This window comes from Georgenia sp. Z1344 (assembly GCF_057652375.1).
In genome coordinates, this window is record NZ_CM172728.1 from 3130047 (window position 1) to 3144515 (window position 14469).

Sequence of the window (14469 nt, forward strand, 5' to 3'; positions counted from 1 at the left end):
TCAGCCCAACCGGGCCAGCAGCGAGGACGCCTCCTGGCGGGAGCTGCCCTCCTCGGTGAGGTGACGGAGCTGCTCGGGGATCTCCTCGCCGCGGCTCGTCATCGCCTGCGCCCACAGTCGCCCGGCGCGGTAGCTCGAGCGGACGAGCGGCCCGGCCATGACGCCGAGGTAGCCGAGCTCGGTCGCGATGTCGGAGAGCTCGACGAACTCCTGCGGCTTGACCCAGCGGTCGACCGGGTGGTGGCGCAACGAGGGCCGCATGTACTGGTTGATCGTGATGAGGTCGGTGCCGGCCTCGCGGATGAGGCCGAGGGCCTCGACGACCTCGTCGAACGTCTCGCCCATGCCGAGCATGATGTTCGACTTCGTGACGAAGCCGTCGTCGCGGGCGGCGCGCAGGACCGAGAGCGAACGGTCGTAGCGGAACCCGGGCCGGATGCGCCGGAAGATCCGGGGCACGGTCTCGACGTTGTGCGCGAGCACCTCGGGACGCGAGGAGAACACCTCGGCGAGCTGGTCCGGGTCCGCGTCGAAGTCGGGGATGAGCAGCTCGACGCCGGTGCCCGGGTTGAGCCGGTGGATCTGCCGGACGGTCTCGGCGTAGAGCCAGGCGCCGCCGTCGTCGAGGTCGTCCCGGGCCACGCCGGTGATCGTCGAGTACTTCAGCCCCATGCGCCGCACCGAGCTCGCCACCTTGAGCGGCTCCGCACGGTCGAACAGGGCGGGCTTTCCGGTGTCGATCTGACAGAAGTCGCAGCGCCGCGTGCACTGGGCCCCGCCGATGAGGAACGTGGCCTCGCGGTCCTCCCAGCACTCGTAGATGTTGGGGCAGCCGGCCTCCTCGCACACGGTGTTGAGGCCCTGGCCGTGGACGAGGTCCTTGAGCTCGTTGTACTCCGGGCCCATCGTCGCGCGGGTCTTGATCCACTCCGGCTTCTGGCCGATCGGGGTCTCGGCGTTGCGCTTCTCGACCCGCAGCATCTTGCGCTCGCCCGGCGCGGGCCGCCGCGCGGGGGTCGGCTGCGACTCCGTTGCGTCGACCTTCGCGTCGCCGTGCCCGCCGCAGCCGCACGACCCGCCGCCCCCGCACCCGCATGAGCCGCCGGTGGCGCCGAGGGAGGTGAGCCCGAGGTCGACCGAGACGTACGGGTCGGCCGACCGCGTGGGACCTGTCGCCGGCGCGGCCGTGACGGCGTCGGCCGCGACGTCCGGCAGGGCGTGGGCGGCCGTCATCGGGAGCAGGTGACGCACGAGGGCGCGCTCGACCACGTCGGCGACCTCGCCGAGGGTGAACGGGCGGCCGAGCGACCGCTCGAGGGAGGTGACGTCGGCGTCGGGGATCCCGCAGGGAACGATCCGGTCGTACGCGCCGAGGTCGGGGGAGACGTTGAGGGCGATGCCGTGCATCGTCGTCGCGCGCGCGACGCGGACGCCGATCGCACAGATCTTCGCGTCGGGCGCCCCACCGGTACCCGGGACCCAGACGCCGGTGCGCCCGGGGACCCGCACGGTCGTCAGCCCGAGCTCGGAGCACGCGTCGATCACCGCGTCCTCGAGGGCACGCACGTAGGCGACGACGTCGACCGGCTCGGCCAGCCGCACGATCGGGTACACGACGAGCTGGCCCGGACCGTGCCAGGTGATGCGCCCGCCGCGGTCGACGTCGACCACCGGGGTGCCGTCCGTCGGCCGGTCGGAGCGCGCGGTGCGCCGGCCGGCCGTGTAGACGGGGTCGTGCTCGAGGAGGAGGAGCGTGTCGCTCCGCGTGCCGTCGGCGACCTCCGTGTGGACCTCCCGCTGCAGGTCCCAGGCCTGCCGGTAGTCCGTACGGGCGGTGCCGAGATCGAGCCTGCGCAGATCCATGCCCTCGACTCTAACCGCGCGGCGGTCGGTCGGTGCCACGGGGCCGACAGGTGGCCCCGCCGGGTGCGCGTGCGGGCGCCGGGCCCTGTCGGGGTACGACTCGACGGGCTGTCGAGCCCGACGGGTGCGCGGTCGAGGTTCGACGCGGACGGGCCCCGCGGTCACCCTCGGTGACTGCGGGGCCCGTCCGTGGTCCCTGAGGTCGGGTCAGAGGCCGAGGTCGCCCTCGAAGGAGCCCTCCTCGAGCCGCGCCTTCATCGTCTGGAGGAACCGCGCGGCGTCCGCACCGTCGATGAGCTGGTGGTCGTAGCTGATCGCCAGGTACATCATCGAGCGGATGGCGATCGCCTCGTTGCCGTCGGCGTCCTTGACCACGACCGGGCGGCGCGTGATCGTCCCGGTGCCGAGGATCGCAACGCCGGGCTGGTTGACGATCGGCGTGTCGAACAGCGCGCCGCCGGAGCCGGTGTTGGTGACCGTGAAGGTCGCACCGCTCACGTCGTCCGGGGTGACCTTGCCGGTGCGGGCCCGCTCGGCCTGCTCGGCGATCCGCTTGGCGATGCCGCCGAGCGTGAGGTCGCCGGCGTCCTTGACGACCGTGACCATGAGGCCCTTCTCGGTGTCGACCGCGATGCCGATGTTCTCGGCGTCGTGGTAGACGATGTTCTCGCCGTCGATCTCGGCGTTGAGCTTCGGGTGCGCCTTGAGCGCCTCCGTGGCCGACTTGACGAGGAACGGCAGGTACGTGAGCTTGACGCCCTCGTTGGCCTGGAAGGTCGACTTCGCGCGGGCCCGCAGGTCGGCGATGCGGGTGAGGTCCACCTCGACGACCGTGGTCAGCTGCGCGGTCGTCTGCATCGACTGCATCATCCGCTTGGCGATGACCTTGCGGGTGCGGGACATCTTCTCGGTCGTGCCGCGCAGGGTGGAGGCCGCCGGGACGGTCGTCGGCGCCTTGGCGGCCGGAGCGCCGGCCGCCGGAGCGGCCGCGGGGGCCGCCGACGCCTGGGCAGCGGCCTCGGCCGCGGCCTCGACGTCCTGCTTGCGGATCCGACCGCCGACGCCGGAGCCCGTCACCGTGGACAGGTCCACCCCGCGGTCGCGGGCGAGCTTGCGCACGAGGGGCGTGACGTAGGACGCGGCGCCCTCGGCGTCCGCGGGCGGGGCAGCCTGGGCCTGCGCCGGAGCAGCAGGTGCCTGCGCCGGGGGCGCCGGAGCAGCAGGCTTCTCGGCGGCCGGAGCGGACGGAGCCGCCGGAGCGGGCGCCTCGGCCGGGGGAGCGGCCGGTGCGGGCTTCTCCTCGGCCTTCGGCTCCTCGGCCTTCGGCTCCTGGGTCTTCGGCTCCTCGGCCTGCGCCGGGGCCGGTGCGGCCTCCTCGGCGGGGGCCGCGGCCGACCCGCCGGCGTCGCCGCCGATGACGGCGAGCACGGCGCCGACGTCGACGGTCTCGTCCTCGTTCACCCGGATCTCGGTGAGCGTGCCCGCGAACGGGGAGGGCACCTCGGTATCGACCTTGTCGGTCGAGACCTCGAGGAGGGGCTCGTCCACGGCGACCTCGTCGCCGACGGCCTTGAGCCACTGCGTGACCGTGCCCTCGGTGACAGACTCGCCGAGCGCCGGCATGGTGACCTCCTGGCCGCCGCCACCACCGGTGGACGCGGTCGCCGGCGCCGCCTCCTGGGCGGGCTCCTCGGCCTGGGCGGGCTCCTCGGCCTGCGCCGGAGCCACGTCCGCCGGCTCCTCGGCGGGAGCCTCCTCTGCGGGGGCCGCGTCCGCCGGCTCCTCGGACGGCTCCTCGGCGGGAGCCTCCTCCTGCGCGGGAGCGTCGTCGGCGCCACCGCCGCCGGAGCCGTCGCCGATGACCACGAGGTCGGTACCGACCTCGACGGTCTCGTCCTCCTCGACGAGGATCTTCTCGATCGTTCCGGCGACCGGCGACGGGACCTCGGTGTCGACCTTGTCGGTGGAGACCTCGAGCAGGGGCTCGTCGACCTCGATGGTGTCGCCGACGGCCTTGAGCCACTGGGTGACGGTGCCCTCGGTGACGGACTCGCCCAGCGCGGGCATCTTCACGGATTCAGACATGGTGGGTGCTTTCTCCTAGGCGCGGGCTCAGTTGTGGGAGTGCAGGGGCTTGCCGGCGAGCGCGAGTGCCGCCTCTCCGACGGCCTCGTTCTGGGTCGGGTGCGCGTGGACGAGGGCGGCGACGTCCTCGGGGTAGGCCTCCCAGTTGACGATGAGCTGGCCCTCGCCGATCTGCTCACCGATGCGGGCGCCGACGCCGTGGAAGCCGACGATCGGCCCGTCCTTCTCACGGACGAGCTTGATGAAGCCGGTGGTGCCGAGGATGCCCGACTTCCCGTTGCCGGCAAGGTTGAAGTCGACGGTCTCGACGTTGTCCTTGCCGAACCGCTCCTCGGCCTGGGGCTGGGTGAGGCCCACGGAGGCGATCTCCGGGTCGCAGTAGGTGACGCGCGGGATGTTCGCCTCCTCGATGACGACCGGGTTGAGGCCGGCGATCTCCTCGGCCACGAAGATGCCCTGCTGGAAGCCCCGGTGCGCGAGCTGCAGGCCCGGCACGATGTCGCCGACCGCGTACACGCCCGGCACGCTGGTCGCCAGGCGCTCGTTCGTCAGGACGAACCCGCGGTCCATCGCGACACCCTGCTCCTCGTACCCGAGGTTCGCGGTGGCCGGGCCACGGCCGACGGCGACGAGCAGGTAGTCGGCGTCGATCGACTTGCCGTCCTCGGTGGTGACCGTGACGCCGGAGTCGCTCTGCGTGACGCCGGAGAAGCGGGCCTTGGTGTGGAAGGTGATCTTCCGCTTGCGGAAGGCCCGCTCGAGCGCCTTGGAGACGGCCGGGTCCTCGTTGGGGACGAGGTTGGGCAGGCCCTCGATGATCGTCACGTCCGCGCCGAACGACTTCCAGACCGACGCGAACTCGACGCCGATGACGCCGCCGCCGAGGACGACGACCGAGCTCGGCACGTGGTCGAGCTCGAGCGCCTGCTCGGAGGTGATGACCCGGCCGCCGATCTCGAGGCCGGGGATCGACTTCGAGTAGGACCCGGAAGCGAGGATCACGTTGCGACCGACGAGACGGCGACCGCCGACCTCGACGGTGTTGGGCGCCACGAGGGTGCCCCAGCCGGTGACGTACTCGATCGAGGCGGAGGACACGAGGCCCTGCAGCCCCTTGTACAGCTTGCCGACGACGCCGTCGCGGTAGCCGTTGACGGTGGGCATGTCGATGCCGTCGAGGGAGGCCTTGACCCCGAACGTCTCCGAGTGCGCGATCTCGTCGGCCACCTCGGCGGCGTGGAGGAGCGCCTTGGTGGGGATGCAGCCGCGGTGCAGGCAGGTCCCCCCGAGCTTGTCCGCCTCGACGAGCGCCACGCTCAGCCCGAGCTGCGCCCCACGCAGGGCCGCGGCGTAACCGCCGCTCCCCGCTCCGAGGATGACGATGTCGTACTCCTGGTCTGCCACGTGCCTCTCCTTGCCGCAGGCTCGGCGGTCCACCTCACGGGGCCGCCATGTCAACAGGTCCAACCGTAGCCGCCCGGGATGGCCCGTCCCGCCGATGGGCCGAGCGCCAGGGCGCTTCACGGTCGATCGTGTCACGGCGGGGGCTCCCGGCGCGCGCCGGGAGCCCCCGCCGCCCGGTCACGAGGCGGCGCGCGCCTCGAGGTAGCCGAGCATCGTGCGCACGCCGTACCCGGTGCCGCCGACCGGGGTGTAGCCGAACGGCTTCGCCGAGTTGTAGCTGGGCCCGGCGATGTCGATGTGCGCCCACGGGGCGTCCCCGACGAACTGCTGGAGGAAGACGCCCGCCGTCAGCATGCCGCCGGCGCGCTCGCCGGAGTTCTTGAGGTCGGCGACGGGGGACCTCAGCCCGTCGAGCAGCTCCGGCGGGAGCGGCATCGGCCAGGCGGCCTCCCCGGCGGCGTCCGCGGCGGCGACGACGTCGGCGCGCGCGTCGTCGGTGCCCATGATCCCGGCGGTGCGGTCGCCGAGGGCGACGACCTGGGCGCCGGTGAGCGTGGCGATGTCGAGCACCGCGTCCGGCTTCGCGGCGACGGCGTCGACGAGCGCGTCCGCGAGGACGAGCCGCCCCTCGGCGTCGGTGTTCGTCACCTCGACCGTCGTGCCGTCGCGCTGGGTGAGGACGTCGGACGGACGCTGCGCCGTGCCGCTGGGGAGGTTCTCCGCCAGCGGGAGGTAGCCGGTCACGGCGACGGGGAGACCCAGCTCGGCGGCGGCCAGCACGGTGTGCAGGACGGCGGCGGCACCGGCCATGTCGGACTTCATCGTCTCCATCGACTTCGGCGGCTTGAGCGAGAGGCCGCCCGAGTCGAAGGTGATGCCCTTGCCCACGAGCGCGTACCGCTTCTTCGCGCGCTTCGGCGCGTAGCTGACGGTGACGAGGCGCGGCCCGCGCGTCGACCCCTTCCCGACGCCGACGAGGCCGCCGTAGCCGCCCGCCTCGAGCGCGGCGACGTCGAGGACGTCGACGGTCACCTTGGTCTTCCGCGCCAGCTCCTTCGCCCGGTCGGCGAACGACTCGGGGTAGAGCTCGCCGGGGGAGGCGTTGACGAGGTCGCGGGTGGCGTTGACGTGGCCGGCGACGATCCGTGCGCGGTCGGCGGCGGCGTCGATCTCCTTGCCCTTGACGGTCGCGAGGGTGAGGCGCTCGACGGGCGTCTCGGGCTCGGAACGGTAGGTGCCGGCGGAGAACGCGCCGAGCAGGGCGCCCTCGGCGACGGCCCCGGCGTCCGCGGCGTCCCGCGCCGGCAGGGCGAGGACGGCGTGCCCGACGCCGGACAGCGAGCGCGTGGCGGCGCCGGCCGCGCGGCGCAGCGCCTCGGCGTCGACCTCCTCGACCGGTCCGACCCCGGTGAGGACGACGGCGGGTGCCTTCCAGGACTCCGGGGCGGCGACGCGCACGACCTGATCGGGCTTCCCCGTCACGCCGAGGGCCGCGAGGCGGTCGGTGAGCGCCCCGTGGTGCCTGCCGAGCGCGTCGCTCCCGACGAGCGCGGGCCCGTGGCCGGTGGTGCCGACCCCGACGACGACGACGTCGGCCGTGATCGTGGTCGCTGACTTCGTGCTGGTCTCAAGTGTGGTCACCGCTCCAGGGTAGGACGACCGTGCGACGCCCCGGGCGGCCCGCCTAGGCTGCGCCCGTGCCCCTGCCCGACCCGTACCCCGCGATCTACCGCCGCCTGCTCACGCGCGTCGACCCCGAGGAGGCCCACGTCGCCGCGCTGCGGGCCATCGCCGCGGCCGGCAGGGTCGAGCCCGTGCGGCGCCTGCTCAAGGCGACGGTCGGGCGGGCCCCCGCGGTCCCTCTCGCGCCCGCGCCCCACGGCCCGTTCGCCCGTCAGGTGCCGTCCGTCGTCGGTCTGGCCGCCGGGATGGACAAGGACGGGCGCGCGATCCTCGGTCTCGACGCCCTCGGCTTCGGGTTCGTCGAGGTCGGGACCGTCACCGCGCACCCCCAGCCCGGCAACCCTCGCCCGCGGATGTGGCGCCACCCCGAGCTCCACGGCCTGCGCAACGCGATGGGCTTCAACAACGCCGGCGCCGACGTGCTCGCGCAGCGGCTGCGCGAGATGCGCTCGACCCGGCAGGGTCGCGGCGTCGTCGTCGGGGTCAACATCGGCAAGTCCCGGGTCACCCCGGTCGAGGACTCCGTGGCCGACCATGAGCACTCGGCCCGCGTGCTCGCGCGGTGGGCGGACTACCTGGTCGTCAACGTCTCCTCGCCCAACACGCCGGGCCTGCGGGAGCTCCAGCACGTCGACGCGCTGCGCCCCATCCTCACCGCGGTCCAGCGGGCCGCCGACGACGCCGCGGACCGTCGCGTGCCGCTGCTGGTGAAGATCGCGCCCGACCTCGCGCCAGCCGACGTCGACGCGGTCGCCGACCTCGCGCTCGACCTCGACCTGGCGGGCGTCTCGGCGACGAACACGACCATCGACCACGACCTCGGCGCCGGAGGACTGTCCGGCTCCCCGCTCACCCTGCGCTCCCGGGAGATCGTCGCGCGGCTGCGCGGGCGGCTCGGGCCGGACCGGGTGATCATCGGTGTCGGCGGCATCGGCTCCGTCGACGACGCCCGGGCGATGCTGGGTGCCGGCGCCGACCTCGTGCAGATCTACTCGTCGTTCGTCGAGCAGGGCCCGTTCCTGCCGGGCAGGCTCGCGCGCCAGGCATGACCGGCGTCCTCGACGCCTTCGGAACGATCGGCGTCCTCATCGGCGCGGGCGCGCTGCTCGCCCACCTGGGGATCGTCGACCTCGGGGTGCAGCGCGCGCTGAGCACCGTGGTGTTCTGGGTCGCGGTCCCGGCCCTGCTCGTCGGGGTCGTCGGCGCGGCCGACCTGGGCGACATCGTCTCCGGCGCCGCCCTCGCCCAGCTCCTGGCGGTCGTCGTCGCCTCCCTCCTGGTCGCCGTTCCGGCGCGCCTGATCCTCCGGCGCGACCTGGTGAGCACGACGGTCGCCGCGTCGCTCGTCGGGTTCGTCAACGCCATCAACCTCGGGCTGCCGCTCGCGATCTTCGCGCTCGACGACCCCACCGTCGTGGTCCCGATGGTGCTGATCCAGCTCGTCCTCGTCCAGCCGCTGATGATCACGGTGCTCGAGGTCTCGCGGGCCCGGCGCGGCGGGGCGGGGGAGTCCCGCGAGCAGGGGCGGGGCGCGGACGCTGCGAAGGCTCGGGGCGCCGGGCCCGTCCGCGCCGCCCTGCAGACGCTGGCCAACCCGATGCTGCTCGGCACCGCCGTCGGTATCGTGCTCTCGGCGACGGGCTGGGAGCTGCCGACGACGATCGACACCCCGCTGTCGATGCTCGGGGACATGACGATCCCCGCGATCCTCGTCGCGTTCGGCATCTCGCTCCGGCTCGGCCCGCGGATCGGCGAGGGCGGCTGGGCCGAGGTCGCCTGGATCACCGTCGTCAAGCTCGTCCTCATGCCGGCCGTCGGGGTCGGGGTCGCCCTCGCGCTCGGGCTCGACCGGACAGCCACGCTCGGGGTCGCGGTCGTCTGCGCCCTCCCGGCCGCCCAGAACATCTTCGTCATCGCCGGCGAGTACGGCCGCGGCGAGCAGCTGGCCCGCGACGGCATCGTCGTCACCACGGTGCTCTCGTTCCCGGCGATCCTCGGTATCGCGGCGGTCCTGGGCTAGGGGCGCGAGGCCCCGCGGACCGCTACTGCTTCGGCCGCACCGGCTCCCCGCCGATGCGCACCTGCGGCTTGGGCTGGCGGAGGAAGCGGGGGTACATCGAGCGGATGAACGCGTACCAGACGGTGCCCTTCTGGTAGCGCGCGCCGTGCTCGGCGACCAGGCGGCGCTTCATGAGGAACACGGCAATGACCGACGTGACGATCGACAGGACGAGGAGCACGTACATCGACATGACGATGACGCCCTCGTAGCCCGGGAAGAACTGCCCGACGATCAGCATGCCGAGCATGATGACGAACGCCCCGGGCAGGAAGATCTGCGAGGGCAGGAACTTGGCGTCGATCCAGTCGCGCGCCGCACGCCGCGCGGGCCCGCGGTCGCGGGCGGGCAGGTAGCGTTCGTCGCCCGTCCGCATCGCCTCCTGCTGGAGGGCGAACGCCTTGTTGCGCTCCGCCTTCGCCCGCTGGCGCGCCGCCTTGCGGTCGTTGACGACCAGCGGCTGGCGGTTGCGGGCGGCGGCCTCGGCCTTCGTCGGCGTGGGGCGGCCCTTGCGCGGCGTGGTGCCGGCGGCCGGCCGCTCGTCCACGACCTCCGGGGCGGCGCCGTCGTCCTCGGGCGCTGCGGGGGACGCGTCTGTGCGGCGAATTCTCACCTCAGCAGGGTAGTCGACCCGTCCGGCGGCCCGGGAGGGTGGCGGCGTGGCTCCGGGCACACGGACCGCGCCGGTCGCGGGTGGCCGGTCGGGCGGGACGCGAGGACCGGAGGGACCGGCTCCCGAGGTCGTGGGGTGGGGCTGGGGGCGTCGGCGGGTGGACGCCGTGGGGAGCGGCCCGCGCCGCGTCGCCTAGCCTCGTGGCGTGACCATCGACGACCTCATCGCCCGTGCCGAGCAGGACTACCCCCGGGTCCTCGCCGAGCTCTCCGAGCTCGTGACCATCCCGTCCGTGTCGAACCCCGCGTTCGACCAGGCGGCCGTCCGCGTGAGCGCGGAGGCCGTCGCCGGGCTGCTGCGGGGCGCCGGGATGCAGGACGTCCGGATCGCGGAGGCCACCACCGACGACGGCGCCGTCTCCCGACCCGCTGTCCTCGGCCACAAGGCGGGCCCTCCCGGGGCGCCCACGGTGCTGCTCTACGCGCACCACGACGTCCAGCCCCCGGGCGAGTCCGCCGGCTGGTCCACGGACGACCCGTTCGTCCCCGAGCTGCGCGGCGACCGGCTCTACGGCCGGGGCGCGGCGGACGACAAGGCGGGGATCCTCGCGCACGTCGGCGCGCTGCGGATCCTCGGCGACGACCTGCCGGTCAACGTCACCGTGTTCGTCGAGGGCGAGGAGGAGATCGGGTCGCCGACGTTCCGCTCGTTCCTCACCCAGCACCGCGACGCGCTCGCCGCGGACGTCATCGTGGTCGCCGACTCCTCGAACTGGGACGTGGGCACGCCGGCGCTGACCACCTCCCTGCGGGGCGTCGTCCAGGTCGAGGTGGAGGTCCGGGTCGCCCACCACGCCGTCCACTCCGGCCTCTTCGGCGGCCCCTCGCTCGACGCCGTCACCTCCCTCGCCCGGCTCATCTCGACCTTGCACGACGAGGACGGGGAGGTCGCCGTCGACGGGCTGCACGTCTCCGACGCCGAGCTCGTCGACTACCCCGAGGAGAGTTTCCGGACGTCATCGGGGATGCTCGACGAGGTCCGGCTCGCCGGCTCCGGGCCGCTCGCGGCGCGCCTGTGGAACAAGCCCGCGATCGCCGTGATCGGCCTCGACGCCACGCCCGTCGCGACGTCGTCGAACACCCTCATCCCCGCGGCGCGTGCCGCGATCTCGCTCCGCGTGGCGCCCGGGCAGGACCCGGCGGAGGCCGCCCGCGCCCTCACCGACCACCTCGAGTCCCGCGCGTCGCTCGGCGCGCAGGTGACGACGACCGTCGTCGAGTCCGGCCCGGGCTTCGACGGCAGCGGTGGCGGCCCGGCCACCGAGGCGGCCGAGTGGGCCCTCGCCCACGCGTGGGGCCGGCGCCCCGTCCACCAGGGCATGGGCGGCTCGATCCCGTTCATCGCCGACCTCAAGGAGACGTTCCCGCACGCGCAGATCCTCGTCACCGGCGTCGAGGACCCGGACTCGCGGGCGCACTCCGAGGACGAGTCCCTGCACGTGGGCGAGCACGCCCGCGCGGTCCTCGCCGAGGCCCTGCTGCTCGCCCGGCTCGGCGGGACCCTGTAACCGTGCGGGTCCTGCTGGCCACCGACCGGGTCGGTGCTCTCCCGGCCCGCGAGGTCGCCGCCGCCCTCGCGCAGGGCTGGGGCGTCGAGCGGCCCGACGACGACGTCCGCGAGCTCCCGCTGTCCGACGGCTCGGCGGGCCTGCTCGACGTCCTGCCGACCGCCGGGCGCGAGGTCGTCGTGGTCCCCGGACCGCTCGGTGACGACATCCCCGCCGGGCTCGCCCGGACGGGTAGCACCTGGTGGATCGACGCCGACGACGTCCTCGGCGCCCGGCTCGTCGGCGGGCGCGTGGCGGAGTCGCTCGAGCGCGGCAGCAGCGCCGGGCTCGGGGTGCTGCTCCGGCACGCCGCCGCCGCGGGCGCGGGCCGGGTGGTCGTCGGCCTGGGACCGGCGGGCGTGCACGACGCCGGGTCCGGCCTCGTCCACGAGCTCGGCGTCCCCGGCCCCGACGAGGACGGCCACTGCACGATCGGCGGGCGCGGGCTCGACGCGGACGGGGCCGCGGGCGCGGGACCTGACTCGCCGACCGGTCCGGTGCCCGGCGACGCGTCGGCCATCGACGATCTCGCCGAACGGGTGCGCCGGGCGGCCGACCGGCTGGCGGGCCTCGACGTCGTGCTCGCTCTCGGCGTGGACGAGCCGCTCACGGGCCTGCACGGCACGGGGGCCCAGCTCGCCGAGCGGCACGGCCTGGACCCCGTGGCCGCCCAGGACCTCGACGGACGGACCGGCCGGGCCGCGGAGCAGATCCTGCGCGCGGCCGCCGACCTGCCGCGCCGGACCTCCCTCCCGCTCGCCGGACCGCCGGACGCCTCGGGTGCGGCGGCAGCGCACGCGGGCCACGCGCACGCCGCGCCCGCAGCCGACGCTCGCCTGACGACCCGCACCGACGGTGGCGGCGCCGGGGGAGGGGCGGGACTCGCCCTGCTGGCGCTCGGCGCCCGGGCGTTCGAGGGGGCGGACGTCGTCGCCGACGAGCTCGGTCTGGCCGACGCGCTCGACGAGCTGGAGGGCGTGGGACTGGTCGTCACGTCCGCCTCGGAGGTGGGCCCCGACGAGGCGCGCCGCTCGGTGCTCGCGACCGTCGGCCGGGCCGCGGCGGCCCGTGCGCTCCCCGTCGTCGCCGTGGGGCGCACCGTCTCGTCCTCGCGCCGAGAGCTCGCCCCGACGGGCGTCTCCGCCACCGCCGCGCTCGTGCCCGGCCGGCACCCGGACGAGGCGCCGGCGGCGGACGACCCGGTGGCCCTGCGCCGCGCGCTCGTCGACCGGGGCGCCCGGCTCGCCAGGACATGGTCCAGGCCCTGATTCTCTGACGTCGTCGGGTCGGCGTTGACGTGACGCATCCGCCTCTCCCGTTCCGGTGCACCGGAGACGTACCCTGTGAGCGCGGGAACAACGCGCGCCGAGCGGGCGTTGCACCCGGGACCGGCCCGGGCCGGAGACGAACTGCGAGGAAGGACGTCCCATGACGGACACGACGATCGACCAGGCGCACGGTGTCAACCTGAGCGACGGCGCCGCTGCCAAGGTCAAGAGCCTGCTCGACCAGGAGGGGCGCGACGACCTGCGCCTGCGCGTGGCGGTCCAGCCCGGCGGCTGCTCGGGCCTCATCTACCAGCTGCACTTCGACGAGCGCATGCTCGACGGCGACCTCGTGCGCGACTTCGACGGCGTCGAGGTGATCGTCGACCGCATGTCGGCCCCGTACCTCGACGGCGCGTCGATCGACTTCGCCGACAGCATCGAGCGCCAGGGCTTCACCATCGACAACCCGAACGCCGGCGGCTCCTGCGCCTGCGGCGACTCGTTCCACTGACCGGCCCCACGGCGCGCCGACGCACCCGTCGGCGCGCCGTTGTGCTGCCCGGACACCCCCAGACCCCGACCCAGACGGAGATCTTGTGCGCCGACCCATCCGACTCGTGACCGCCGCCCTGCTCGGCGCCTCCCTCGCCCTCGCCGGCTGCACCGGCTCGGACGAGGAGGAGAGCACCGACGGCTCCGAGCAGCCCAGCGACGGCGAGGCCGCCACGCCGGCCGGCGAGGACCTGCCGACCGTCAGCACCGAGGTCGGCGAGACCCCGGTCGTCGAGTTCCCCGGCAGCGGCGCGCCCGAGACCCTGCAGACCGAGGTCGTGGTCGAGGGCGACGGCGCCGAGGTCGGCGCGGACGACGTGGTTGTGGCCAACTACTCGGGTCAGATCTGGGACGGCGAGGTCTTCGACTCCTCGTTCGACCGCGGAGCGCCCACCGCCTTCTCCCTCAACCAGGTCATCCCGGGCTGGAAGGAGGGACTGACGGGCACCCACGTGGGCGACCGCGTGGTCATCTCCATCCCGCCGGAGGACGGCTACGGCGAGACCGGCCAGCCCGCGGCCGGGATCGGTCCGGAGGACACGCTGCTCTTCGTCGTCGACGTGGTCGACACGTTCGCGCCCGACGCGCAGGCGGAGGCCGACGCGACCCCGGTCGAGCCGGCCCCCGACCTGCCCGTCACCATCGAGGGGGACCTCGGCAGCGCCGCGACCATCGCGGTCGAGGAGGGCGCCGAGGAGCCCACCGAGATGACCACCCACGTCATCGCCGAGGGCTCGGGCGACCCGGTCCCGGAGACGCCGGGCAGCACGGTGGTCCTCCAGTACGCCGCCGCCTCGTGGGACGGCTCGACGACCGAGTCGACCTGGGAGCTCGGGTCGGTCATGGCTCAGCCCGTGGGCATGGGCAGCGTCGCCGACGCGCTGACGGGGGTCCCCGTCGGGTCCCGGGTCGTCGTCCTCGCCCCGGCGCTGGCCGAGCAGGGCGTCCCGTCGTCGGCCTTCGTCTTCGACGTCGTCGGCGCCGTCGAGGGCCCACCGGTCGAGGGCGGCGAGTCCCCGTCCGAGTCGGGCTCGGAGTCCGGCTCCGGCGCCGAGAGCCCGTCGGAGAGCGCCTCCTGACCCCATCCTCGGACCGACACCTCGGACGGCCCCCGGCAGCGCGCAGGACGCGCCGCCGGGGGCCGTCCCGTCGATACCCGGCCGACGCCGGGACGCCGCCCCACCGGGTGCAACACGCGGGATCCGATCGGGCGGGCGATGGCGACGCTGCGTCGTGACGGCGGGGTAAGGTGGCCCGGACGGGCCTACGTCCCGCTCCACCACGGCTGTGCGGCCGCTGCCCGGGGCGGACGGCCGGCCCAGCTGATCAAGACGTC

General features: G+C 74.5%; 11 protein-coding genes and 1 pseudogene. 6 read left to right on the forward strand and 6 right to left on the reverse strand.

The features are described from left to right. The 5 genes and pseudogenes from AC24FB_RS14255 to AC24FB_RS14275 form a co-directional block, all read right to left on the reverse strand. A complete protein-coding gene (locus tag AC24FB_RS14255; RefSeq protein WP_425713493.1) occupies positions 1-981 on the reverse strand; it encodes a lipoyl synthase in 981 nt (326 codons plus the stop codon). Positions 982-1290: 309 nt separating this feature from the next. Next, positions 1291-1863, reverse strand: a pseudogene (lipB, locus tag AC24FB_RS14260) (lipoyl(octanoyl) transferase LipB); the annotation flags it as partial. Positions 1864-2070: 207 nt separating this feature from the next. Further along, complete coding sequence (gene sucB / locus AC24FB_RS14265; RefSeq protein WP_425713299.1) at positions 2071-3948, reverse strand: 2-oxoglutarate dehydrogenase, E2 component, dihydrolipoamide succinyltransferase; 1878 nt, start codon at positions 3946-3948, stop codon at positions 2071-2073. 27 nt (positions 3949-3975) lie between these two features. Continuing rightward, entirely contained in the window at positions 3976-5352 is a 1377-nt protein-coding gene (gene lpdA / locus AC24FB_RS14270) for a dihydrolipoyl dehydrogenase (RefSeq protein ID WP_425713300.1), read from the reverse strand. A 177-nt stretch (positions 5353-5529) separates the two neighbouring features. Beyond that, complete coding sequence (locus tag AC24FB_RS14275) at positions 5530-6993, reverse strand: leucyl aminopeptidase (protein ID WP_425713301.1); 1464 nt, start codon at positions 6991-6993, stop codon at positions 5530-5532. A gap of 56 nt (positions 6994-7049) precedes the next feature. On the opposite strand from AC24FB_RS14275, the gene AC24FB_RS14280 reads away from it, so the two are divergent. Both AC24FB_RS14280 and AC24FB_RS14285 read left to right on the forward strand, forming a co-directional pair. Next, positions 7050-8084 (forward strand): quinone-dependent dihydroorotate dehydrogenase, encoded by a 1035-nt coding sequence (locus AC24FB_RS14280; RefSeq protein ID WP_425713302.1) that lies wholly within the window; start codon positions 7050-7052, stop codon positions 8082-8084. Further along, positions 8081-9055, forward strand: a complete 975-nt coding sequence (locus AC24FB_RS14285; protein ID WP_425713303.1) for an AEC family transporter — start codon at positions 8081-8083, stop codon at positions 9053-9055. The genes AC24FB_RS14280 and AC24FB_RS14285 overlap by 4 nt, the downstream gene beginning before the upstream one ends. A 22-nt stretch (positions 9056-9077) precedes the next feature. Here AC24FB_RS14285 and AC24FB_RS14290 read toward each other — a convergent pair whose 3' ends face one another. Continuing rightward, on the reverse strand, positions 9078-9707 hold the full coding sequence (locus AC24FB_RS14290; RefSeq protein WP_425713304.1) for a DUF3043 domain-containing protein: 630 nt from the start codon (positions 9705-9707) through the stop codon (positions 9078-9080). Positions 9708-9912: 205 nt separating this feature from the next. Between AC24FB_RS14290 and AC24FB_RS14295 the strand changes: the two genes are divergently transcribed. The 4 genes from AC24FB_RS14295 (at position 9913) to AC24FB_RS14310 (ending at position 14212) form a co-directional block, all read left to right on the forward strand. Further along, positions 9913-11274: a dipeptidase gene (locus AC24FB_RS14295; RefSeq protein WP_425713305.1), complete on the forward strand. Its 1362-nt coding sequence runs from the start codon at positions 9913-9915 to the stop codon at positions 11272-11274. Positions 11275-11276: 2 nt separating this feature from the next. Further along, positions 11277-12581, forward strand: coding sequence for a glycerate kinase (locus tag AC24FB_RS14300; protein ID WP_425713306.1), 1305 nt, complete (start codon positions 11277-11279; stop codon positions 12579-12581). A gap of 160 nt (positions 12582-12741) precedes the next feature. Beyond that, a complete protein-coding gene (locus AC24FB_RS14305) occupies positions 12742-13092 on the forward strand; it encodes a HesB/IscA family protein (RefSeq protein ID WP_425713307.1) in 351 nt (116 codons plus the stop codon). An 85-nt stretch (positions 13093-13177) separates the two neighbouring features. Continuing rightward, entirely contained in the window at positions 13178-14212 is a 1035-nt protein-coding gene (locus AC24FB_RS14310) for an FKBP-type peptidyl-prolyl cis-trans isomerase (RefSeq protein WP_425713308.1), read from the forward strand. The last annotated feature ends 257 nt before the right edge of the window (positions 14213-14469 follow it).